This window comes from Methylomusa anaerophila (assembly GCF_003966895.1).
GTDB lineage: Bacteria > Bacillota > Negativicutes > Sporomusales > Sporomusaceae > Methylomusa > Methylomusa anaerophila.
The window spans coordinates 2,532,984-2,556,596 of the sequence record NZ_AP018449.1 but is presented as its reverse complement, the minus strand read 5'-3'; the positions used below and the strand labels follow the sequence as shown (position 1 = coordinate 2,556,596).

Below are 23,613 nucleotides of genomic sequence, written 5' to 3'. Positions count from 1 at the left end.
GCGCCGATTAAAACACTGCCGTCACCTAAATAATTTTACTGTCAACCGGTCCTCGTCGGCTGTAAATTCCGGTCCCTTGCCGTTGTGCGCCAGCATGCCCTGAATAATTTTATTCCGGACCCCCATGCCCATATGCTCCACATACCCATAGTCCCGCAGGGTTTGGACCCAAAAAGTATTCTATGCGCAAATTCAAATTCCTACCAGATCTTCGTCAATCAGCTGACGCCAGTGATATTATAGCCAATATCGGCGAAAATAGCTTTATCTAATGCTGATGGCAATACCCTTGTACCGGAATACAAGGTAGGCTCCATTAGGGAAGTGGTCCGGGACGAGGAAGCGATATGAGACCCGCTGTCAAAATTTAATGGAACCGCACCGCCGTATACGGCGACGGCATGAGGCCCGTTGAAATACGGCTGGCCGTTACTGTATGTCACATACTGGGATCCGGCTTTTTGCGGCCCGAAACCCAGGGCATGGCCTAATTCATGCAGCACAATATGCAAAAAATCATACTTATCCTCCGGAACCGTGTCATCATATGGATCATTGGGCGTAGGATCAAAATACAACAGATTCGCGTTGTCCGTATTTATTGAGATAGATCCCACCCACGGCTCAATGTCGTCATATCCGTTATACCTATTGTCCAGCCGCGAATTTCCCAGGTTGGAAACACTCAGAGCCGCAGATACGCCCAGAGTGGAACCCCCCATGGAAGAAGACCCGGCATAAAACTTGAAATCGTCAATTTCCTGGTCCAGATAGATGGTATCCGTCGTCAACGTATTGGGATTGACAACCTGAATCACTGTACCGGTTCTTACATTTTCAAACTCATCATTAATCAGGGACTCCCATATCCGGCAAGCTTCCTCGACTACCGCCTGCCGCTCCGGATGGCCGGCGAAAAAACCGTCTTGGTCATAACGGGAATAATCAACCTCAATCTGAAACCCCCCGGAATCATCGCCAATAGTCTGCCAGGAATTATTAACAATTTGTTTTACCGAACCATCAGCAAAAATAAAGCGGTTCACCCGGTTAGCAGCCGAAGAATACCAGTTTTGCAGCGTAATGCTGTTTCCGCCGGAAAAACTTAACACCAGGTCGCTGCCTGACTGGGTCAAAGCCAGCCCGTCACTGTTTTGAATATTGTAGAACCGGATGGTGTCGCCGCTATTGCCTGATCCGTCGGCGATCAGATCCTGTCCGTCGCCGGCGCCATACCAATATGTATCCCAGCCGTCGCCGCCGGCCAAAGTATCAGCGCCGCCGGCACCGCCCCACAACTGGTCATCGCCGGCACCGCCGGAAATATCATCGTTGCGGGACCCGCCCCGCAGCGTGCTGGCGCCGCCGTCCACGCCTTTTAAACGGCTGATGCCGTTGGCTTCATATATACTGTCGTACAAGTTGACTTCCGCTCCGGCGTCATTATTCCAAGCATAGGCGCAACCATCAGAAAAGACAAAACTTTGCACTCTTTGCCGGGCGGAAGCGGCATACCACCCTTGCAAATCCACTGTGTCGCCATTCCCCAGGGACAGGTACAAATCATTCCCGGCCCGGTAAGATGAATGTTCTCCTACGTTAACATTATATAGAACCAACATATCTTCCCCATTGGCGGCGTCAACCGCCACCGTATCGGCGCCGTCGCCCCGGCCCCACCAATAGGCATCGTTGCCATTGCCGCCCTGCAAGACATCGCTGCCGGAACCGCCCCACAACTGATCATCGCCGGCCCCGCCGGAAAGCATATTGTTCAGACGGTTGCCCCGCAGGACATCGCCGCCTTGTCCGCCATACACATTGGTAACATTCTCATAACCAGGCTCATACAAATTAATCTCTTCCCCGGAGTCTCCTCCGTACACAGTGTTGCCTTGTTGCAGCGACATGCTTCCAACCTCACTTAAACTTTTTTCTTTCTTCCAAAAATGGGGCAATAATAAACCCAACTATATAAAGCTATATACAATTATATACAACTATATATTACGGATTTTTCCGATAAATGTCAATCAGTGGATCGCCGAGGTCAGGGTCTTGCAGCTTGCAGCACAGGTTGCTCAGCCACCTTAACCATGGTTTAGCACGCTAGCCAATAACATACATTTTCCCCATATTTTCTTTCCAAGCATTTTGTGATAAAATAATAGTATTTTAGTATTATAAATACAAATATCTGCAAGCCAAGGAGAAAAAATGCAACGTTCGTTTCAAAACACCTTACAGCAGGCAAAAGATTGTCTCAATAGGGGCCAGACAGCGAAAGCCGAACAATTAGTAACCAAAGTCATTCACAAGTCCCCTAATAATTGTCAGGCTTTATTTCTGCTGGGCATTATTGCCGGACAAACCGGCGACTTAAATAAATCCGTAAAATCATTTGAAAAACTGCTTGCCTTGCAGCCTGCCACGCCGGAAATATATTACAACCTGGCCACTACCCTGATGAAGCAGGAAAAATATTCCGCGGCGGAGCCCTTGCTGCGCAAAACCCTGGAACTTAAAGAGGATTTTATCGAAGCCTATATAAATTTAGGCCATGTACTACATAAATTGAATAATCACCGGAAGGCGGAAGCATGTTTTCGCCAGGCTGTCGAACGGGCGCCGGCAGACCCCATTGCCAACTATAACCTGGGCACGGCCCTGCTGCACCGGAAGCAATTGGCTGAGGCCGCCAATTGCTTCCAAGCGGCCCTGGACATCAATCCCGCCTATGTGGAGGCTTTGTTGTCCTTATGCCAAACATATAAGGAGTCAGGCCGGCCGGATGAAGCGGTCCGCTGCCTGCGTAAAGCAGCCGCCCGGCAACCGGACAATGCCGCTGTCTTCTATCATCTCGGCGAAGAACTCCGCCGGCAGGAAAACTACGAAGAAGCCTGCACCACCTATCAAAAAACGATTGAATTAAATTCCCGGATGAAAGCCGCCTATATCAACTGGGGTGTTTGCCTGCAAGCTCTAAAAAAACCGCTGGCGGCGATTGGCGCCTACAACCAGGCATTAGCCATAGAGCCGAGCCCCGAAATATGCGGCAACCGGGCTCAGGCTATTCTCCAGAGCGGCAACCTTGAACTGGGCTTTAAGGAATATGAATGGCGGACAAAAGTCACCGAACACCGTCCCCTGTTCGAATGGTGCTGCCATAAACCCCGCTGGCAGGGGGAACTGTTTTCCGGCAAGCGGCTCCTGGTCCACCATGAACAGGGGCTGGGCGACACCCTCCAGTTTGTCCGCTATCTTCCCCTGGTAAAAGCCCGGGGCGGAATCGTCATTTTTTCTACCAAACAAGCTCTATTGCGTCTTTTGAAAAATTTCCCGGGCATCGACCAGCTGGTGGAACACGCGGAAGAACCCATAACCAATCTGAACTACGACCTGGCAATTCCGCAGATGAGCCTGCCGGCCGTCTTTGGTTCCACCCTTGCCACCATTCCGGCCAAAGTTCCCTATATCCAGGCAAATCCCGCCCTCAGCCGCAAATGGGCAAAAAATATGATTGCCAACGGCAAACTAAAAGTAGGATTGGTGTGGGCCGGCAATCCCAATCATGTCGAAGGTCTCATCCGCACCTGCGGTCTTGCCGCCCTGAAGCCCCTGGCCGCAGTGGCGGCGGCAGTGGATTTTTACAGTCTGCAAGTTGGCGGAGCCGCCAAGGAATTAAAAAATCCCCCTGACGGTCTGGCCGTCATCGACCTGACCCGGAGAATCAAAGACTTTGCCGACACTGCCGCCTTGGTCGACAACCTGGACTTAGTCATATCTGTCGATACGGCGGTAGCTCACCTGGCCGGCGCCATGGGCAAACCGGTCTGGAACCTGCTGCCTTTTGCCAGCGAGTGGCGGTGGCTGGCTGCCGGCAACAACAGCCCCTGGTACCCGACCATGCGGCTGTTCCGGCAGCCTAAGCCCCAAGACTGGCCCGCCGTCCTGCATGAAGTGACAGCGGCTTTGCAGAGCATGGCAACTAGCCATTCCCGGCCAGCCACCGCGTCCACATGAGCCGGTAGGCATTTTCCAATTGGGCGGTAAACCGCGCCCCGTCCATTACCGGCGACGCTCGCAGCCTATCCCGCAAAGTGCGCTTTAGCTGCTGTAACAATGGCGCATTCCGGGCCAAATCTCTGGCAATACGTACATATTGTTCGTCAGTCGCCGCTATCAGCCCCCCCAGTCCCGCGTGAACCAGCAAACTGGAAGAGACCCGGGATACATGCATTTCCCCGGCCAGCGTAACTACCGGAACCCCCATCCATAAAGCCTCACAAGTAGAAGTCGTTCCGCTGTAGCGCAATGGGTCCAACACAATATCGACTTCATTGAACATCGCCAAGTGCCGGGCATGGGAAACAAGATATTCCATAAAAATCACCCGCTCCGCTTCAACCCCGTATTCCGTAAAAATAGCGGAAATCCGCCGCCGAACATCCGCTTCATCCAAATAAATACTTTTCATCAACAACCGGGAACCAGGCGTCGCCTGCAGCACTTTCGCCCACAAGGCAATCGCTGCAGGCGTAATTTTTTTTAACTTGTTAAAACTGCCAAAAGTAATATAGTCATTACGACCAACCGGCGGCTCCGCCAGCGGCGCATCATTAATAGGCGAATAGCAAAGAAAGGGACCAGGCAAGCGAAACAGTTCTTCCGTATAGTACCGATCGGTTATACCCACCGGGTCGGCAACCCCATCGGTAATCCGGTAATCCATTCGCGACAGTCCTGTAGTATTGGGATAACCTAACCAAGTGACCTGCACCGGCGCCGGTTTCCGGGCAAACACACAAAGCCGGTTATCCTCCGTATGACCCGCCAAATCAACCAAAATATCTATTTCATCCTCAACAATCATAGAAAATAGATCATTATCCGGCAAGCCCCTAAAATCCCGCCATATATCCACATGGGATTTCAGCGCCTCAGTAATTTGGTCCGGCTGTTTCGCATTGGAGTAACCGTAAATCTGATACTCCCGCTTATTATGATTCTTCCATACCGCAGCAATAAAACAAGCTACCGGATGGGCGCAAAAATCAGCCGATACATAGCCAATTCTCAGCTTGGTATGTTGTTTGCGTCCCATTAGGGAATGAGTCGCAGGCAAGACAGCTTCCTCAACGGTTCGGGCCCAGCGCAAATGCTCTCTAAATAGATAATCCGGACTGATTGCCGGGTTATAGTGCATAGAGAGTAATCTAGGCTGCCAGTACCGCACATCCAGTTGGCGCTGAATAATCATGTCATTGCAGCGTTGGGCGGCCGGAAAATCCATACGGTTATTATATTCATCCGCTAAAGCTATGAACGCCTCATAGGCATAATTATATTCAGAATCAATACGCAAAGCTTCTTCATATTGCAACTGCGCGGCAGCCACATTGCCCAGGCGCGCCAGCGACTGTCCTAAACAGATGCGCGCCGGCGCGTCTTCCGGGCTTATAGCTAAAAACCTTTCCAACATAGCTGCGGCCCCGGCAAAGTCGCCCAGCTTGCTGCATGCCTGCCCGGCGTTGTATAAAGAGTCCTGATGACAGGAGTCAAGTTGTAAAATGGCCTGATACAGAGCTAACGCTTCTGTATATCTCTGCTCCCTCACATACCGGTTTGCTTTTTCAAACATAGCATGAACTTTGTTTTTCACTGCCATTTCACCATTCCCTGCCTATCTCACGCCCGCCGGTCAACAAGAGCCTGAACCAATTCCCTCTGTTTGGGAAAAAGTACATCCAAACTGTACTTTTCCAAAATTGTATTACGGGCATTCCGGCGAATCAGCTGGCAGGCGCCCGGATCATTTAACGCCCCGTCGATCTTATCGGCAAGCTCACGGGGAGAAAAAAAATCCACCAGCAAGCCATTGCCCCCGTCTTCGATTACTTCCGCAACCGGCGGCGTATTGGAACCGATGACTAAACACCCGCAAGCCATTGCCTCCAGCAGGGACCAGGATAAAATATACGGATACGTCAAATAAACGTGGACTGTGGACGCCTGTATCACCTCGCGATACTCAAGCAGATTCAGCCTGCCTGTAAAATGGATGCGCGTCAGGTCATACTCATACTGTTCCAGCATCCACTGTTTATATGTCTTTCCATTAGCTAACGGATTGGAATACTCAACCCTGTCTTCACCAACTACAACAACATGACAGCGGGGACGCCTTTTTTGCAGCAAAGAAACGGCTTCCATAAACTGCGGAAAACCCCGCATGGGTTCCATGCCGGTTGCAACATAGGTGACTATTTCTTCCGCTTCGGATAAATCCAGGCCAATACGCGGTATGACCAGCTTAGCCTCTGGGGCCGGGCAAAATAAAGCGGTATTTACCCCATCATGAATAACTTGTATCTTATTGTGAAATTCCGGCGGAAATTGTTGTTTTTGCCACCGGGTCGGGCTTAACCCCAGCGTTGAATGGCACAAATCCAGCATAATGGCCATATTTTTTGTTCTGATCTCCGCTTTGTTATCCTCCGATACCGGTGTCGCCGGATCAAAACCATGAGTAGAGCCGTGAGAACGGTAAAACCATTCAAAATAGCAAAGCAGCGGAACATCAGGATATACATCCTGCACATACAGCGTAGGCCCCCAGCCGGAATGGCCTATAATCAAATCGGGAATAAAACCCTGTTCCCGCAATTGGATGGCGGCGCGGCATGCCGACTGGCCGTACAATACAGCGTCCTCAAATCCCCGCAAGTATATATGGGTCGTCGGGCGGGACGACCCTTCCGGCCTGTATATTACCTTATGAACGCCGGGTATGTCTTCATGAACCGCGGTAGCCAGAAATACCACCGTATTCCCGGAGTTGCCGGCGTAATAGGACGCCATATAACGGAATTGGCCGGGAAAATTGCGGTGCAAGAATAGAAGTTTCATGTCTCTACGCTCCTGTCGTCACGGTCCCGTTTTTTTGAATATTTGACTATCAGTGAATAGTTTTAGTTTTTCGGGAAACACCCGGGCCGTATCGTACCTTTCCAGAATACATTCCCGGGCCCGCACGGCCAGCACTTCCCGGCGCCCGGGATGATCAAGCAATTCTTCTATTTTGTTGGCAATATCTTGCGGTGATTGCATATCGGCCAGCAGTCCATTCACGCCATCCAACAGCATTTCCTTCACCGGCGGCGTATTGGAAGCCACCAGGGCGCAGCCGCAGGACATAGCCTCCAGCAGGGAGAAAGACAAAAAAAACGGCTCCGTTAAATACACATGCACAGTGGAAGCCTGGAAAATTTGACTGTACCATGGCGCCGGCAGATCGTCAAGAAAATGAATTCTGTTTATATCCAAAGAACAGGAATCGATGATATGCTGCTTATATGTCTTGCCGTCAGCCATCTTCCGTTCCAGATTGCGCACCCCGGCGCCGCAGACCAAAATATGGCACTTAGGCCGCCGCTGTATAATCGACGCGGCTTCCATAAACTGCCGGTACCCGGAATAATGTTCCTGCCCATTGACTACATAGGTAACCAATTCGGCAACCTGGGAACAGTCCAGTTTTCCTTCAGGCAATACCAGTTTATAGCCGCGTTTGGGCCGATACAGCTGAGTATTCACCCCGTCATGCAAGACTTTTATTTTTTCAGCATACTCGGGCGGAAATTTGCTTTTTTGATAATAAGTGGGAGTAATGCCCAAATCACAACTATACAAATCAATGACGATACGGGCGTTCTGGGTGCGAATCCGGCAGGCTTTATCAATTGTCGGGTCTTGACCGGGAAAAAAGAAAGCAAGATTATCCGTATGAGTAAACCACTCAAAATTGCATATTAAAGGTATGCCGGGAAACAAGTCCTTCATATACAGCGTCGGTCCCCAACCGGCATAGCCGTAAATAACATCCGGAATAAAGCCCTGGGATTTCAACTCCCCAGCCGCCGCCCGATAAGCCGCCTGCCCCTGCAATACCGCATCTTCCGCCGGCGTTACATAGGGATGTCCCTGGGGTGAAGGCTGCCGCGAAGGTCTATAGGTTACAACCCGCACGCCCGGCAGTTGCAGTCCTTGCCTGCCAGTCAAAAGAACAATTTCATGCAAATAAGTTTTTCGTAAAAAATCACAAAAGTCGGCTAACTGTACCGTACAAGCGGGATGAATCAACAATATGCGCATCGTCTTTTTCCTTTTTACCTATTTACCGATATTCACTCTCAGCCATTTGCTGCAGAAACGCCAGCTGCCGGGGTAAAAGCTTATTGAAATCATACCGTTCCACAATTGTTTCCCGGGCGCGGGCCCGGATTTTTTTCATGTCTTGCGGATGGTCCAGCGCCTCCCCGACCTTGTCGGCAATCTGTCCCGGCGAGAAAAAATCCACCAGCAGCCCGTTTTGTCCGTCCTCAATGACTTCCCGCACAGGCGGCGTATCGGAAGCAACCAAAAGGCACCCCGCCGACATGGCCTCCAGCATCGACCAGGACAGCACAAAGGGATAGGTCAAATACACATGCACGGAAGAAGCCTGCAGCACCTGCAAATATTGATAACGGGGCAAAAGGCCGGTAAAATGCACCCGCGATAAATCCAAAGCCAGCTTCTCCAGCATCCATTCCTTGTATGTCTTGCCGTCAGGCGCCTTCTTGCCGCCATAAGCCATGCGGTCGGCGCCCACTATGACCACATGAGTCCGGGGCCGCCGCCGCAACAACAAGTCCATGGCTTCCATAAACTGCGGAAAACCGCGGTAAGGCTCCATACCCCGGCCCACATAGGTGACGATCTCCTTCGCTGCCGACAAATCCAGCCCGATTTCCGGCAACACCAGTTTGGCGTCCGGCTTGGGGATGTAGGAAGCGGTCCGTATCCCATCGTGCATAACCCGAATCTTCTCCCGGTATTCCGGCGGGAATTGGCTATGCTGCCAGTGCGTCGGCGTCACACCGGCGTCACAGGCGTAAAGGTCGAATAAAAACGGCGCATTCCCTGTGCGCAACCGAAGCTGCTCATTGGCGTCAGGCTGTTCATGGGGATGGAAATCCCTGTCTGAGCCAAAAGCCCGGTTAAACCATTCAAAATAACCAACTAAAGCCGCCCGGGGAAACAAGTCTTTCATAAACAGCGTCGAACCCCAGCCGGAGTGACCGAAAATGACATCAGGCGCAAAGCCTTCCTCTTTTAACCCGGCGGCGGTCCGGTATACCGACTGGCCTTGCAGTACGGCGCTCTCGAGGGAATGAATATAATAATGCGTATTCTTGCTGCAGGGCCGGGAAGGGCCGAACAATACTTTTCGCACTCCCGGAATTTCATCCTTTTCTCTGGCTGTTATAAACACCACGTTATGCTGCGGGTCAGCCCCCATTGTTGAAGCCAGGTTAAGAAACTGAGCCGGAAAGTTGGGATGTAAAAACAAAATATTCATAGTGCTTCACCTGTCTTATTTATTAAACAGCCATTCCAAATAACGCGGCAGCGTCCTGCGGACATCATAGCGGTCGAGAATGGTCTCCCGGGCCCGGCTGCCAATTCCCTCCCGCCAGCGGCGGTGAGAAAGCGCCTCCTCAATCCGGCCGGCAATTTGCCCCGGTGAGAAAAAATCAGCCAACAGGCCGTTGACGCCGTCATTAATGACTTCCATTACCGGCTGGGTATTGGAGGCCACTATGCAACAGCCGCAAGCCATCGCTTCCAGCATGGACCAGGACAGTACAAACGGCATGGTTAGATATACATGGACTTTGGATGCCTGCAGCACTTGCATATACTGATCCTTGGGCAGGTATCCGGTAAAGTGCACTCTGGCTGTGTCAAGATCGGGAAGCTCTTCCAGCATGGCTTCTTTATATGTTTTGCCATCTTTCAATTTAGAACCGTAACATACCCGGTCTTCGCCAACAATTACCACATGACAATGGGGCCGGCGCTTTAACAAAATACGAATGGCCGCCATAAACTGGGGGAAACCCCGGTAGGGCTCAAAGCCGCGTCCCACATAAGTCACAATTTCATCCACCTGGGACAAATCCAGGTTTTTGTCCGGCAGCACCAGTTTGGCGCCGGGCTGCGGCCGGCAAAACCCGGTATCCACGCCGTCATGAATGACTTTAATTTTCGTTGCATACTCAGCGGGGAACTGACTATGCTGCCAATAGGTCGGGCTGATGCCCCGGTCGCAGCTATATAAATCGATCAAAATCGGCGCATTTTTCATCCGGATCCGCGTCTCCGCTTCGGCGGTCACCACTGCGCCGCCAAAATCGCAGTCTGAGCCATGGGCCCGGTAAAACCACTCAAAATAGCAAACCAGAGGCACATCCGGAAATACATCCTTCATATACATGGTGCATCCCCACCCGGAATGGCCGATAATGACATCAGGCCGGAAGCCCTGGGCTTTTAACTGGAAAGCCAGGTCGGCCACCGCCTGGCCTTGAAGAACGGCTTCTTCCATGGATGTCAGATAATGATGGGTATCCGGCGAAGGTTCTCTGGCTGGTTTGAAGAGGACCTTATGGACATTCTGCATACTATTTTCTTCATTGGCAGTGATAAATACTACCTGATTGTCCGGCATTTGACGAAGGTAGTGGGCCAAATACAAAAATTGAGCCGGAAAATTAGGGTGCATCACAAGAAGCCGCATAATAAACCTGCCTTTACTTTACAATAAGTGATTCTGCCTGCAAACTCCCCTGCCCGGCCTAAGCCTTGTAAGCAACCGCTTCCATGCCATACGGGCTGTCCCGGCGGAGTTTCACGTCCTTAAAGCCGATTGAAACCAGTTTCATTCCCAGAGTCTGAGGCGTAAACGCTGTTTTATGAGCCATAAAATAATTACCGGCGGCGACGGAAGGGCGGAACCCGTATAATATGTCAATCGCCGCAATCTGACCCGCCGGCGCGGTATAGAGCAAGCCCTCCAAATTTCCTTTGGCAACTTCTTCGGCTACCTCTTGGATATTGGGTACTCGAATAATTGCATAACCGCCGCTTTTGAGAACCCGGAAAAACTCGGCCAGGGCAAGGGGCACCTGATGAGCATACAGGTGCTCCAGATTGTGGGACGAAAACAAGGCGTCGTATTCCGCCGCGGCTACCGCCGCCATATCAGTAATATCGCCGACTATATCCGGTTTTACATTCGCGTCAATATCCAGCCGTACTTCTTCCCACTCCGCCGGCGGAAAAATATCCGCCGTCCTTTTCGGATTATGCGGACCACAGCCCACATGAAGAAACTTTTTCATCCCGCTTTTATCCTGCCTTTCACCCATTTTCGCAATTCCAGAGCCGCCAGCCCCATCACGTCATTCCAATCGCCTGCCGCTTTTTGGCGAAAAATCCGCATGCCGGGATACCAGGGGCTGTCATCCCGATTCAAAAGCCAGCGCCATTCGTGGTCATGGGGCAGCAGCACCCACGCCGGTTTACCCAGAGCCCCGGCTAAATGCACCACCGAGGTATCAATCGAAATAACTAAATCAAGATTCTCAATCAGGGCCCCGGTATCGGCAAAATCCCCGATGTCCGCCGTCAGATCCGCCACCTGCAAACCGGCGGGCGGATTTTGCAATTCGCCGGCGGCTTCGCCCTTTTGCAAACTGTAATAGGATACGCCTTTCACAGCGGCCAGTTTTGCCATCGCCTGCAAGCCGCAGGTCCGCTGGATTGCCAGTTTGTTCTCGGCGCTTCCCGCCCAAACCAGACCTACCCGCGGCAAATCTCCGGTTATCTTCCGCCGCCAGGCTTCAATAAGATTTCCGTCTACCCGCAAATAAGGAACAGCAGCCGGTATTGTATTCAACGTCGTTCCAAAAATAAGAGGCAGACTCATGAGCGGAACCTCCAAATCAAAGCGCCGGCTGCGCAAGTCTTCTTCGGCATGAAGAACCAACTCATCCACCCCCTCCAGGGAATGAAACAGCCGCAGCAGTTCACCGGCTGCCGCCAAGGCGACATATCCGCCTCTGGCCTTTACCTGGGGCAAATAACGGGCAAATTGCAAGCAGTCGCCAAACCCTTGCTCCGACCGCACCAATAATTTTTTACCGGAAAAGAATTCGCCGCGCCAGCGGGGAATCGACCCAAAATACCGGACATCCCAGTCACCGGCATTTTTCTTTTCGCCGAAAAACCGGGATTCATATAATTTAAAGCCTTCTTCAAGCTGACCTTGCACCAGCAAAATACAGCCTTGAAAAAAGCGGGTCTCCTCCAATTCGGGATTTATGGCCAGCGCCTTGCCGCAACATTCCAGGGCTTGCTCATATAATCCCATTTTATAATACACCCCGGACAAATTGCGGTAGGCGTCGGCATATTGCGGTTGAAGGGAAATCGCTGTCTGAAAACAAGCAACGGCCGCAGGATAATTATTCTTCTTAATGAGAACAACTCCCAGATTGTTATGCACATCCGCCCGCCGCGGCTCCAGCGCCAATGCCCGGCGATAGTACATTTCGGCTTTGTCGGAATCGTCGTTTTCCCAGCATGCGTTTGCCAGGGCAAATACCACCATAAACTTATCCGGCGCAAGCTCATGGGCTATTGCCAGATGTTTTATGGCACCGGCAAATTCATGCCGCATTTGGTAAATAGTGCCCAAATTATAATAAGCCGGCGCTGACCGGCTGTCTATGGCAACCGCCCGCTGAAAACAGTCCTCGGCTTCCCCGTAACGCTGCTGATCTTTATATATAGCGCCCAAATTGTTTAAGGCATTCACATGGTCCGGTTCAACCGCCAGCAAAGCGCGGTATTGCTGTTCCGCCTGCTGCCGATGACCTTTTCTGTGATTTCCCGCCGCTTGTTCAAACAGGGACTCGATTTCTTTGTTTTGCCGTTGCATACAAAATACCCTTTCTACCGTTCCTGTTGCTGATACATCCGGTAATAGTAGCCTTGCCGCTGCATAAGCTCCTCATGCGTTCCCTGCTCCACTATTTTGCCCCGTTCCAGGACCACAATCTTGTCACAATTCCGCACCGTGGAAAGCCGGTGGGCAATCAAAACCATGGTGCGGCCTTCGGCAATCCGGTCCAGATTTTCCATAATAATCCGCTCTGATTCATAGTCCAGGGCGCTGGTGGCTTCGTCAAAAATCAGGATTTTCGGATTGGTCAGCAAGGCCCGGGCAATGGCGATCCGCTGCCGCTGACCGCCGGACAACAACGAGCCCCGCTCCCCCACCGGCATGTCGTACCCGGCCGGGTGCCTGGCAATAAACTCCCGGGCGCCGGCTATCTCCGCCGCCCGCATAATGGCTTCCGGCGATGCCGACTGATCGGCCTGGGCAATGTTGTCCCCCACACTGCCGCTAAACAGGTAGTTCTCCTGCAGCACCACCCCGATTTGCCGCCGCAGCCAGGCCGGTTCCACCTGAAACAAGTCGACCCCGTCAATCAGCACCCGGCCGGACTCCGGCACATACAAGCGCTGGACCAGTTTGGTCAACGTGCTTTTGCCCGACCCGGAGCGGCCCACAATGCCCACCCGCATGCCCGGCTTGATATGCAGGCTCACCTGGTGCAATACTTCGCTGGTATCCTGGCGGTAGCGGAAAGTTACCCGGTCCAGGACAATCTCCCCCCGGATAGCCGGCAATGTGGTGCGGCTGGGATTAAAAGCCGGCTCCGCCGTTTCATTCATGATATCGCCGACCCGGTCCACGGAAACCATGGTCTGCTGAAAATACTGCCACATGTTGACCAGCCGCATAACCGGCGCCGTCACCTGGCCGGCCAGCATCTGAAAAGCAATAAGCTGACCCACGGACATTTTGCCGTCCATCACGGTATGGGCGCCGACCCACAAAATCGCCAAATTAAAAAATTGCTGGATAAAGGTGCCGATATTGCCGGCCACATTGGCCAGATTGGTAGAAGAAAAAACAGCCTTGACATAACGGGCCAGGATTTGTTCATACTTTTGCACCAATTGGGGTTCCACCGCCATCGCCTTGACAGTCTGCATCCCGGTCACTGTCTCAATCAGGAAGGACTGATTCTCCGCCCCGATTAAAAAGCGTTCATTCAACAACCGGCGGAACAGGGGAGAAACGATCAGGTTCAAAATAATAAACACTGGTAAAGCCAATAGCGCAATTATGCTTAGCAAACTGCTGTAGGTAAACATCACCGCCACATACACGACAGCAAAAATTATGTCCAGCACCAGGGTCAGGGAGGAACCGGTAATAAACTGGCGGATATGGTCCAGCTCCCGGACCCGGGACACCACGTCCCCCACCTGCCAGGTCTCGAAGTATTTCAACGGCAAGGCCATAATATGGCGGAAAAGCTGGCTGCTCAGCACCACGTCGATTTTATTGGTGGTATGAGTGAACAAATAAGCGCGCAGGCCGGTCATCCATGCCTGAAACACGGCCATAACACTCATCCCCAGCACCAGTACGTCCAGAGTGCCCAGGCCCCGGTGAACCAGGACCTTGTCGATAATAATCTGGGTGAACAAAGGACTGACCAGGCCAAATAACTGCAAAATAAAAGACAAAAACAGGACTTGAATAAAAAATTTCCGGTACTGGATCACAATCGGCAAAAACCAGCTGATGCCGAATTTCTTCGCCTTTGCCGGCAGGGAAAAACGGCGGGTCAAAAAAATCATTTCCCCTTCCCAGACCCGGAAGAAATTCTCGGCCGGAATGGCAAAGGGCTGAGGCCGGCAAGGGTCAATCACCAGCACATTGCTGCCGTCGGTGCGGACGACAACGGCGTAATTGCCGTTGTTCAAGCGGACAATGGCCGGAAAAGGCAGACGGAAAAAAATGTCCTGGGGCGGTCTGGCCTGGCGGGCCTTTAAACTTAGGTCTTTAGCCGCCCGCAGCATGGTAAGGGTGTCCATGCCGCCGCTGCCGGTAACATAAGCCCGGCGCATTTGTTCCTGGTCGGCGGGAATCCCTAAAATCCGGGCCGCCGTCACCAGGCACGCCAGGCCGGTATCCGGCTTGCCCCGCCTTGCCTGATTCTGCCCGGACTCCAAGGGCTGTTGCGAAGTATCTGTCATCTGTTTTACCTCTCCCTAAGCGCCTCGCTTTGATATTGGCGGAACGGGTCAAGGAAGTATTCTATGATCCGTTTCCGGCGAATTTTGATTTCCGCAACAGCCGACATACCCGGGCTGAGAGGCACTTTGCGGTCATTGACCAGCATGTCGTTCTTGTCCAGCTTCAGCATCACCCGGTACTTCATGGTCTTGTCCTTGTCCTGGCTGTCTTCCACCGCATCCGGGCTGATCTCCGCCACTTCCGCGTCAATGGTGCCAAATTTTTGGAAGTTAAAGGTTTCCACCTTTACTTCCGCTTTTTGCCCCACCTGGAGAAAGCCGATATCCTTGTTGGCCGCCCAGGCTTCCACTTCCAGCGTCACATCATAGGGGACAATCATCATTAAAGACTGCACTTCCTTAACCACGCCCCCCAGTGTATGTACTTGCAGCTGGTTCACCCGCCCGTCCACCGGCGATATAATTTTGGCCAAACGGTTCTTTTCGTCGGCTTTTTTCAATTCTTCGCTATAGGCCGCCAGTTCTTTCCGGTCATCAGTCAGCTTGGTATCAATGTCCTTGTTCCAGGCCGCCGTAACATTGGACAGAGCCTCCTGGCTGGCGGCCAGCGCCGCGTCGGTACGGGCGATTTCCGCTTCCTGGGCCGCCAGATTTTGCTCCAGTTCCATCCGCTTGGATTGATAATCCATGAATTGAAACAAGGCTACGGCATTTTCCTCCACCAGTCCGGCCATCCGTTCCTCCCGTTCCCGGGCTATAACCAGCAGTTTGGCAAACTTTTCCCTGTTGGCCGCAGCGCTGTCCTGGGCTGCCAGATTCTGCCGGACTCCCGCCTCGGCATTAGCCTTCTTCGTTTCATATTCAGCCAGTCTGCTCCGGTATAGACTCAACTGGGCCTCCAAGTCCTTGGGATCCAAATCCGGCGAAGGCTGGGGGGCAAAAGCCTGTCCGGTCCGCTCCGCCAGCAGCCGGTCAATTTCCACGGTATAATAAGCAACCTGCTTTCTCAGCCGGGCCACATCGGCGGCGGACATGGTCTGGTCCAGCTCCATCAAAAGCTCGCCTTTCTTAACTTCCTGGCCTTCCTTGACGTAGATGGCTTTCACCACTCCCTTATCCTCGGACTGCAGCACCTTGACCTGGCCGACCGGGATAATTTTCCCATTGGCCACCGCCACCTCGTCAATATGGCCGAAAATCGTCCATCCCAGACCAACCACCAGTAAAATAATAATCGTCCAGAGCACCAGGCGGCCTACCGGCGACGGCGGCGTTTCCGTCACCTCCAGGACCGCCGGCAAGAATTCCGTTTCCTGGCCGCTTAACTCACCCGGTTTGCGCTTTCGAAACATGTCTAACAGCTTATTGATCATATTACCTCTCTTGTTGTGCATACAATTTTTGATACAGCCCCTGCGCCGCCATCAGTTCCTCGTGACTGCCCTGTTCAACAATCCGGCCTTCTTCAATCACGATGATGCTGTCGCAGCGGCGGACCGTCGACAGCCGGTGGGCAATCATCAGCATCGTGCGGCCGGCGGCAATCTGCTCCAGATTCTCCATAATGATCCGTTCCGACTCATAGTCCAGGGCACTGGTCGCCTCATCAAAAATGAGAATTTTCGGGTTGGTCAGCAAAGCCCGGGCAATGGCGATCCGCTGGCATTGGCCGCCGGACAGGGAGGCCCCCCGTTCCCCCACCTTGGTATCATAACCTTCCGGCAATTCCAGGATAAAGTCGTGAGCCCCGGCAGTCCGGGCGGCCCGAATCACTTCCTCCATGCTGGCGCCGGGCCGGGCGACAGCGATGTTATCCCGGACACTGCCGTTGAATAAATAGTTTTCCTGCATGACTACGCCGATTTGCCGCCGCAGCCAAGGCGGTTCCACCTCTGTGATGTTCACCCCGTCAACGGTAATCCGGCCGGTCTCCGGCGCATACAAGCGCTGAACCAGCTTGGTCAGGGTGCTTTTGCCGGAACCCGACCGGCCCACGATTCCCACCCGGCTGCCCGCCGGTATGCGGAGCTGGATATCCTTCAACACCAGCTCAAAATCCATCCGGTAGCGAAAATTAACATTTTCCAGCACGATTTCCCCTTTGACCGGCGGCAGCTGGCTGTTAACCGGGGCGAGCACCGGCTCCGGCCGGTTGTTCAAAATATCCCCCAGCCGTTCCATGGACAGCCCGGCCTGCTGCAGCGACTGCCACATGGCCACCAGGTGCATGATGGGCGCAGTCGCCTGGCCGGCCAGCATCTGAAAGGCAATCAGCTGGCCCAGAGTCATCCGGCCTTCCATCACCAGATGACCGCCGAACCATAGTATGCTGAACCCGGACAGCATTTGGATCAAAGTGCTGGCATTGCTGATGCCGATGCCGAATGTCGCCTGGTCAAAAGTCGTCCGGACGTACCGGGCCAGCAGCTGTTCCCAGCGGTGGTTGAACTGCGGCTCCAGCGCCAAAGATTTGATGGTATGCATGCCGGTCACCGCCTCCACCAAAAAGGCGTTATTTTCCGCCCCGGTTTCCCAGGTGGCTTCCAGTCTTTGTTTGTATACCGGCGTGGCATAGTAATTCATGGCCAAAAACACCGGCAAAGTCAAAAGCGCCAATAACGTCAGCGGCACACTGTAGTACAGCATTACCAAAATAAAAATTACCGCAAAAAAAGCATCCAGCAAATAGGTGATGGATTGTCCCGTCAGGAAATCCCGCACGCTGGCCAAGGCGCCGATCCGCATCATCGTATCCCCTACGCGGCGGTTCTCGAAATAAGGCAACGGCAAGGCCACCAACTGGCGAAACAGGCGGACGCCTAATATAACATCCAGTTTATTGGTGGTATGAGTCAGTAAATAAGTGCGCAATACGCCGATAGCCGACTGAAACAGATATAAAAATACCAAGGCGCCGGCTAAAATATCCAAAGTGGCCACGGCCCGGTTGCCCAGCACCTTATCAACCACCACTTGTGTAAACAGGGGTGTGAGCAGTCCAAAAAGCTGCAAAAAAAAGCTGGCGGCGATCACCTCGGCAAAATACTTTTTGTAATGCATGATTACCGAGGTGAACCATTGCAGGTTATACTTGCGGCTGAAATTGCTCCAGGAAAACATCGGGGTGAATACGATCAGCTCCCCGCTCCACTTTTGGACAAACTCCTCATAAGCGACAACTACATTCTGCCCCTGGGGCAAAAACAAAAATACCCTGCCCCGGTCATTCCGGCCCAGCAAGACATAAGACCCGTCCTTCAGCCGCGCGATGCTCGGCGACGGCAGCGGCGAAGACTCCTGGGGCTTTGGCTTTTCCACCGCCGCCTTTAAGCGCAGCGACCGGGCGGCTTTTATTATGGCAGCATTGGTCATGCCGCCGCCGCTGAGTTTTGCCGGCTCCCGGAGGCTGTCCCGCTGGACGGGAATATGAAAAACGCCGGCGATCATCAACAGACATTCCAGACCGCTGTCAAAGCCTGCCTCACCGTCAGCTTTCCCTGATCCATTATTTTTCCTTATTGTCATTCTATACCCCTTGTCCCTAGATAGTTGATAGTTGACGCCGCCGGTCCCGTTAACGGGAATGGAATAAAAGACCCCGGCGGCTCTGATACAGGATATTTTATTTCGACACAAATAGATAATATCCTTTAATATCCTTTAATATCCTTCCGAAAAGAACGAATTAAACGCGGGACCAAGCGTATCTTGACCTGTATTAGCGGACATGTTAATCTTATTTTAATTGAATCATTAGCAGACATCAAGAGTTGCTTTGGGAGAAACAAATGGCCGCTAATGTTTATTAGCGGTCATTTGTTAAAATGGTTATTATATCTCATTTCTCATTTTTATCTTTCCAAATTTCGTACGCAGTGAATATAAAGAAGGACGCAGCTAAATCGCGAATTCCCCATACGATATTTTTCAGAAAAGGATCGTATGGGCTGGGAGCATAGTGATCTACAATGGTCAATAGGTACAACACCAAAGCTGCCATACCTGCCAGCCATACTGGAATTGAAGTTTTCCACTTTTTCATAACGTGTATTCCTCCAATTTTTTAATTCAGGTGCGCACCTTATGTTTTTATTCTATATGAAAAAGTGTCTATTAGATTTTTAAGTAGACAGTGTTGACAAATTGACATATATTGAGGTGGACATTTTGCAGAATTATACCTGAAATGAATTTATTCGAAGCCTTATTCTTGATATTTGTGAAATTCCCAGAAGTTCCAGGTATTATTTCGGGCAGAGTTATGAATCTGTACGCCGACAACTGAAAAGTAACGAAAAAATACCGGAAAACGAATTTTCACCAGTTATTGCGGCTATTTGGCGGGGAGTAGAAAAAAAGCTTAAGGAAGAAAAACCTAATAAAAAAGAAGTGATGGATTCTGAAATTAGGGATTTATGTAAAAATATAGGTATTGAAAAAACAAGAGACGAAAAAATTGAGGATATTATAAAAGCCGCGCTTGTAAAAGCATTCCAAAACTCATGCGCATTGCGCGAAGACAATCGCGGAGATGAAGATAATAAAAACAATAATAATATTGAAAGCGATAAAAAAATTCATATTGCATATAAAGAAGAAGGAAAAAACAGCCCATCCGGCGATTTTGATCCTTCTTTCAAAAATTCATATTTAACTGAAATTTGTGAAAGACATCAAAAAAAGAAATCGTTTTATATCAGAACGAATGTAGAAAATCAAAGCCCATCTGCTGAAGATGAATCTCCATTTAATTTTAAAATTGATATAAAAGAAATGAATGACCAGCCGAGTAATAAAGAGAAGAAGATTATCGAAGCTGTTGAAGGAATAAGAAAATATGCCGACCAACATGTACTGCTGGTCGGCAAACCGGGTTCAGGCAAATCGACGGCATTAAAACAGCTTCTTTATGAAGAAGCTGCTAAGCATAAGGAGAAAGCTTCTCCAATTATACCAATTTATATTGAGTTAAGGCATATGCCGGCGAAACAACCGGAATTCAGACAAGATAAAAATGAACAAGATTTGGTGCTTTTAATTAAAAAATGGCTTATAAGCAACGGAAATCCGTTGCCGGACAATAATATTGTTTCCTGTTTGAAAAAAGGGGAATTTTTAATACTTTTCGACGGAATTAATGAATTGCCGAGTGAGTATGCAAGAAATAGCCTAAAAAACTTTAAAGACACTTATAACAAATGTCCAATGGTATTTACTACCAGAATGATCAGCTCTTTCGAATATAGACTCGGTATTGTTAATAAATTTGAAATACAATTGCTCACACCTGAACAAATCGAAAAATATGTAACCCATTATTTTCCCAAGAATAGTCAAATAATTATTGCTTATATTTATAAAAAGTTTAAAGAGCTGTGCCAAACGCCGCTATTCCTGGAAATGGTTTGCGCCGTTGTGTATGATAACCAAAACAAGCTGCCGGAAAACACCGGCCAGTTATTTCGCAGGTTCATAGAAACCTACGAAACAGGACATAAAGATTTTATATACTGGAATATTTTCCCGTCTCCAGGTGATTTATTGCAAGAACTATCCTTTCATATGATGACTACGGGAGACAGCAGCAAGGATATTCGCCTTACCATACCACCGGACGAGGTGGAAATAATATGGGAGAAGTATTTAGTTGAAGAAAAAATTGCGACAGAAGGACAAATTCCAATAAAGGTTGCACGAAGAAATATTGAAAGCTCGTTAAATATTATCTATTGCAAACTACTTCCACTGATGAATTGGAATTTCCCCATCAATTGTTTCAAGAGTATTATAGCGCTGAATACCTGTATAGAAATTTTTTGAAACAAAATGATATAAAGACCGAAGAATTAAAAGCAGCATATTTAAATTACACCAAATGGACAGAACCGTTTGTAATCCTACTGAACTTATTGGAAAGAAAACAATTAACGCTGGATATCGTTGAAGCCGCATTAGAAGTTGATATATTTCTTGGCGCCAGATTGGCGGGAGCTGTTAATAAAAGGTTCCGGAAAGATGCATTACAACTTATCATGAACCAAGAACTACCGCTGATTGTTAAAATATGTCTTTTAGGAGAAACAGAAAGCGAACAGGCAATTTCCTTACTTGAAACGATCTACTATAGCGATCATAGTAGAGTAGTCCATGAATATATAGTTGATGCCCTGAAAAAGATCGGCAGCGAAAAAGCCGTTGGGCCTTTGATTGTTGCCCTAAAAGACCAGAACCTGGATTCTTATATTCGTAGGGCTGTCGTTTATGTGCTGGGGGACACCGGCAGCGAAAAGGCCGTGAAACCTTTGATTGATGCCCTAAAAGACCAGAGCCTGCATTCTGCCATTCGTAGGGCTGTCGCTAAGGCACTGAAAAAGATCGGCAGCGAAAAAGCCGTGGAGCCTTTGCTGGCTGCCCTAAAAGACCAGAGTCTGATTCCTCCATACGATCGTAGGGCTGTCGCTGAAGCCCTGGGAGCGATCGGCAGCGAAAAAACCGTGGAACCTTTGCTGGTTGCCCTAAAAGACCAGAGCCTGCATTCTTACATTCGTGCTTCTGTCGCTGAAGCGCTGGGAGCGATCGGCAGCGAAAAAGCTGTGGAACCTTTGCTGGTTGCTCTAAAAGACCAGAGCCTGCATTCTTCTATTCGTGCTTCTGCCGCTAAAACGCTGGGAGCGATCGGCAGCGAAAAAGCCGTGGCGCCTTTGATTGTTGCCCTAAAAGACCAACTCCTAAATTCTGAAACTCGTGCTTCTGTCGCTAAAGCGCTGGGAGCGATTGGCAGCGAAAAAACCGTGGAGCCTTTGCTGGCTGCCTTAAAAGACCAGAGCCTGCATTCTTACATTCGTAAGGCTGTCGTTTATGCGCTGGGAGACATCAGCGGGAAAAAGGCCGTGGAACCTTTGCTGGTTGCCCTAAAAGACCAGAGCCTGCATTCTGACACTCGTGCTTCTGTCGCTGAAACGCTGGGAGCGATCGGCAGCGAAAAAGCCGTAGAGCCTTTGCTGGTTGCCCTAAAAGACCAGAGCCTGCATTCTTGCATTCGTGCTTCTGTCGCTGAAGCACTGGGAGCGATCGGCAGTGAAAAAGCCGTGGAGCCTTTGATTGTTGCCCTAAAAGACCAGAGCCTGCATTCTTCTATTCGTGCTTCTGCCGCTAAAACGCTGGGAGCGATCGGCAGCGAAAAGGCCGTGGAGCCTTTGCTGGCTGCCTTAAAAGACCAACACCTGGATTCTGACACTCGTGCTTCTATCGCTGAAACGCTGGGAGCGACCGGCAGCGAAAAAGCCGTGGAGCCTTTGTTGGCTGCCCTAAAAGACAAAAGCCTGCATTCTGACACTCGTGCTTCTGTCGCTAAAACGCTGGGAGCGATCGGCAGCGAAAAAGCCGTGGAGCCTTTGTTGGCTGCCCTAAAAGACCAGAGCCTGCATTCTTCCATTCGTGTTTCTGTCGCTGAAGCGCTGGGAGCGATCGGCAGCGAAAAGGCCGTGAAGCCTTTGCTGGAGGCACTAAAAGACGAACTCCTGGATTTTTACATTCGTTGGGCTGTCGCTGAAGCGCTGGGAGTGATCGGCAGCGAAGCCGTAGAGCCTTTGATTGTTGCCCTAAAAGACCAGAGCCTGCATTTTTACATTCGTGCTTCTGTCGCTGAAGCGCTGGGAGCGATCGGCAGCGAAAAAGCCGTAGCGCCTTTGATTGTTGCCCTAAAAGACCAGAGCCTGCATTCTTCCATTCGTGCTTCTGCCGCTAAAACGCTGGGAGCAATCGGCAGCGAAAAAGCCGTGGAGCCTTTGATTGTTGCCCTAAAAGACCAGAGCCTGCATCCTGACATTCGTGCTTCTATCGCTAAAACGCTGGGAGCGATCGGCAGCGAAAAGGCCGTGGAACCTTTGATTGATGCCCTAAAAGACCAGAGCCTGCATTCTTACACTCGTGCTTCTGTCGCTAAAACGCTGGGAGCGATCGGCAGCGAAAAAGCCGTGGAGCCTTTGATTGTTGCCCTAAAAGACCAGAGCCTGCATCCTGACATTCGTGCTTCTATCGCTAAAACGCTGGGAGCGATCGGCAGCGAAAAGGCCGTGGAACCTTTGATTGATGCCCTAAAAGACCAGAGCCTGCATTCTTACACTCGTGCTTCTGTCGCTAAAACGCTGGGAGCGATCGGCAGCGAAAAAGCCGTGGAGCCTTTGCTGGAGGCCCTAAAAGACCAAAGCCTGGATTCTTCCATTCGTGTTTCTGTCGCTAAAGCGCTGGGAGCGATCGGCAGCGAAAAAGCCGTGGAGCCTTTGCTGGAGGCCCTAAAAGACCAGAGCCTGGATTTTTACATTCGCAGGGCTGTCGCTGAAGCGCTGGGAGTGATCGGCAGCGAAAAAGCCGTCATATATTTAAGAAATCTTTTATATGATGAAAAATGTATTTTTTCTAATAATTATGAATTAATCGGATTAGGGCTGAATATTCTCATTAAAGTGCAAAATAAACTTAAGTTATATAATCCGAAGCTTCAGCAAAAGGGTAAAACCCATTGACCAGGCCCTGCCGGCATCAGCCGCCCGCGCTTATGGGTGCAAAAAAAGAAACACAACGCTAACGCGTTGTGTTTCTTTTTTA

Annotated in this window: 15 protein-coding genes and 1 pseudogene; 3 read left to right on the top strand and 13 right to left on the bottom strand. The window is 50.7% G+C overall.

Annotated elements, in window-relative coordinates; genetic code table 11:
- Positions 1 to 218: 218 nt before the first annotated feature.
- Entirely contained in the window at positions 219 to 1,910 is a 1,692-nt protein-coding gene (locus MAMMFC1_RS11535) for a calcium-binding protein (RefSeq protein WP_126308651.1), read from the bottom strand.
- Positions 1,911 to 2,217: 307 nt separating this feature from the next.
- Here MAMMFC1_RS11535 and MAMMFC1_RS11530 point away from each other — a divergent pair, with 307 nt between their 5' ends.
- Complete coding sequence (locus tag MAMMFC1_RS11530; RefSeq protein WP_126308650.1) at positions 2,218 to 4,023, top strand: tetratricopeptide repeat protein; 1,806 nt, start codon at positions 2,218 to 2,220, stop codon at positions 4,021 to 4,023.
- Here the strand turns inward: MAMMFC1_RS11530 and MAMMFC1_RS11525 are convergent.
- From MAMMFC1_RS11525 to MAMMFC1_RS11475, 12 genes and pseudogenes are all read right to left on the bottom strand, one after another.
- A complete protein-coding gene (locus MAMMFC1_RS11525; RefSeq protein WP_126308649.1) occupies positions 3,989 to 5,668 on the bottom strand; it encodes an O-linked N-acetylglucosamine transferase, SPINDLY family protein in 1,680 nt (559 codons plus the stop codon). The two genes, MAMMFC1_RS11530 and MAMMFC1_RS11525, sit on opposite strands and share 35 nt — an antisense overlap.
- A 20-nt stretch (positions 5,669 to 5,688) precedes the next feature.
- Positions 5,689 to 6,909 (bottom strand): glycosyltransferase family 4 protein, encoded by a 1,221-nt coding sequence (locus MAMMFC1_RS11520; protein ID WP_126308648.1) that lies wholly within the window; start codon positions 6,907 to 6,909, stop codon positions 5,689 to 5,691.
- Positions 6,910 to 6,927: 18 nt separating this feature from the next.
- Positions 6,928 to 8,154 (bottom strand): glycosyltransferase, encoded by a 1,227-nt coding sequence (locus MAMMFC1_RS11515; RefSeq protein WP_126308647.1) that lies wholly within the window; start codon positions 8,152 to 8,154, stop codon positions 6,928 to 6,930.
- 22 nt (positions 8,155 to 8,176) lie between these two features.
- Complete coding sequence (locus tag MAMMFC1_RS22905) at positions 8,177 to 8,857, bottom strand: glycosyltransferase (protein ID WP_408631245.1); 681 nt, start codon at positions 8,855 to 8,857, stop codon at positions 8,177 to 8,179.
- Positions 8,846 to 9,343, bottom strand: a pseudogene (locus MAMMFC1_RS22900) (hypothetical protein); the annotation flags it as partial. The pseudogene MAMMFC1_RS22900 and the gene MAMMFC1_RS22905, both read right to left, overlap by 12 nt.
- A gap of 75 nt (positions 9,344 to 9,418) precedes the next feature.
- On the bottom strand, positions 9,419 to 10,624 hold the full coding sequence (locus MAMMFC1_RS11505) for a glycosyltransferase family 4 protein (protein WP_126308645.1): 1,206 nt from the start codon (positions 10,622 to 10,624) through the stop codon (positions 9,419 to 9,421).
- 58 nt (positions 10,625 to 10,682) lie between these two features.
- Positions 10,683 to 11,255, bottom strand: coding sequence for a class I SAM-dependent methyltransferase (locus tag MAMMFC1_RS11500; protein WP_197723804.1), 573 nt, complete (start codon positions 11,253 to 11,255; stop codon positions 10,683 to 10,685).
- Positions 11,225 to 12,829: a tetratricopeptide repeat protein gene (locus MAMMFC1_RS11495; RefSeq protein WP_126308643.1), complete on the bottom strand. Its 1,605-nt coding sequence runs from the start codon at positions 12,827 to 12,829 to the stop codon at positions 11,225 to 11,227. Before MAMMFC1_RS11495 ends, MAMMFC1_RS11500 begins: the two co-directional genes overlap by 31 nt.
- A 14-nt stretch (positions 12,830 to 12,843) precedes the next feature.
- Positions 12,844 to 15,006 carry a peptidase domain-containing ABC transporter gene (locus MAMMFC1_RS11490; protein ID WP_126308642.1) on the bottom strand — a complete coding sequence of 721 codons (2,163 nt, stop codon included), beginning with the start codon at positions 15,004 to 15,006 and terminating at the stop codon, positions 12,844 to 12,846.
- Positions 15,007 to 15,011: 5 nt separating this feature from the next.
- A complete protein-coding gene (locus MAMMFC1_RS11485; protein WP_232035424.1) occupies positions 15,012 to 16,379 on the bottom strand; it encodes an HlyD family type I secretion periplasmic adaptor subunit in 1,368 nt (455 codons plus the stop codon).
- Position 16,380: 1 nt separating this feature from the next.
- Positions 16,381 to 18,531, bottom strand: a complete 2,151-nt coding sequence (locus MAMMFC1_RS11480; protein ID WP_126308641.1) for a peptidase domain-containing ABC transporter — start codon at positions 18,529 to 18,531, stop codon at positions 16,381 to 16,383.
- 313 nt (positions 18,532 to 18,844) lie between these two features.
- A complete protein-coding gene (locus MAMMFC1_RS11475; RefSeq protein WP_126308640.1) occupies positions 18,845 to 19,048 on the bottom strand; it encodes a hypothetical protein in 204 nt (67 codons plus the stop codon).
- A 350-nt stretch (positions 19,049 to 19,398) separates the two neighbouring features.
- Here MAMMFC1_RS11475 and MAMMFC1_RS11470 point away from each other — a divergent pair, with 350 nt between their 5' ends.
- Both MAMMFC1_RS11470 and MAMMFC1_RS11465 read left to right on the top strand, forming a co-directional pair.
- Positions 19,399 to 20,826 (top strand): NACHT domain-containing protein, encoded by a 1,428-nt coding sequence (locus MAMMFC1_RS11470; protein WP_126308639.1) that lies wholly within the window; start codon positions 19,399 to 19,401, stop codon positions 20,824 to 20,826.
- Positions 20,823 to 23,531, top strand: coding sequence for a HEAT repeat domain-containing protein (locus MAMMFC1_RS11465; RefSeq protein ID WP_126308638.1), 2,709 nt, complete (start codon positions 20,823 to 20,825; stop codon positions 23,529 to 23,531). Before MAMMFC1_RS11470 ends, MAMMFC1_RS11465 begins: the two co-directional genes overlap by 4 nt.
- The last annotated feature ends 82 nt before the right edge of the window (positions 23,532 to 23,613 follow it).

Coding starts and splice junctions, on each gene's coding strand:
- MAMMFC1_RS11535 (WP_126308651.1), bottom strand. CDS start 1,910: ATGTCGCTGCAACAAGGCAACACTGTGTACGGAGGAGACTCCGGGGAA.
- MAMMFC1_RS11530 (WP_126308650.1), top strand. CDS start 2,218: ATGCAACGTTCGTTTCAAAACACCTTACAGCAGGCAAAAGATTGTCTC.
- MAMMFC1_RS11525 (WP_126308649.1), bottom strand. CDS start 5,668: ATGGCAGTGAAAAACAAAGTTCATGCTATGTTTGAAAAAGCAAACCGG.
- MAMMFC1_RS11520 (WP_126308648.1), bottom strand. CDS start 6,909: ATGAAACTTCTATTCTTGCACCGCAATTTTCCCGGCCAATTCCGTTAT.
- MAMMFC1_RS11515 (WP_126308647.1), bottom strand. CDS start 8,154: ATGCGCATATTGTTGATTCATCCCGCTTGTACGGTACAGTTAGCCGAC.
- MAMMFC1_RS22905 (WP_408631245.1), bottom strand. CDS start 8,857: ATGCACGATGGGATACGGACCGCTTCCTACATCCCCAAGCCGGACGCC.
- MAMMFC1_RS11505 (WP_126308645.1), bottom strand. CDS start 10,624: ATGCGGCTTCTTGTGATGCACCCTAATTTTCCGGCTCAATTTTTGTAT.
- MAMMFC1_RS11500 (WP_197723804.1), bottom strand. CDS start 11,255: ATGGGTGAAAGGCAGGATAAAAGCGGGATGAAAAAGTTTCTTCATGTG.
- MAMMFC1_RS11495 (WP_126308643.1), bottom strand. CDS start 12,829: ATGCAACGGCAAAACAAAGAAATCGAGTCCCTGTTTGAACAAGCGGCG.
- MAMMFC1_RS11490 (WP_126308642.1), bottom strand. CDS start 15,006: ATGACAGATACTTCGCAACAGCCCTTGGAGTCCGGGCAGAATCAGGCA.
- MAMMFC1_RS11485 (WP_232035424.1), bottom strand. CDS start 16,379: ATGATCAATAAGCTGTTAGACATGTTTCGAAAGCGCAAACCGGGTGAG.
- MAMMFC1_RS11480 (WP_126308641.1), bottom strand. CDS start 18,531: ATGACAATAAGGAAAAATAATGGATCAGGGAAAGCTGACGGTGAGGCA.
- MAMMFC1_RS11475 (WP_126308640.1), bottom strand. CDS start 19,048: ATGAAAAAGTGGAAAACTTCAATTCCAGTATGGCTGGCAGGTATGGCA.
- MAMMFC1_RS11470 (WP_126308639.1), top strand. CDS start 19,399: ATGGATTCTGAAATTAGGGATTTATGTAAAAATATAGGTATTGAAAAA.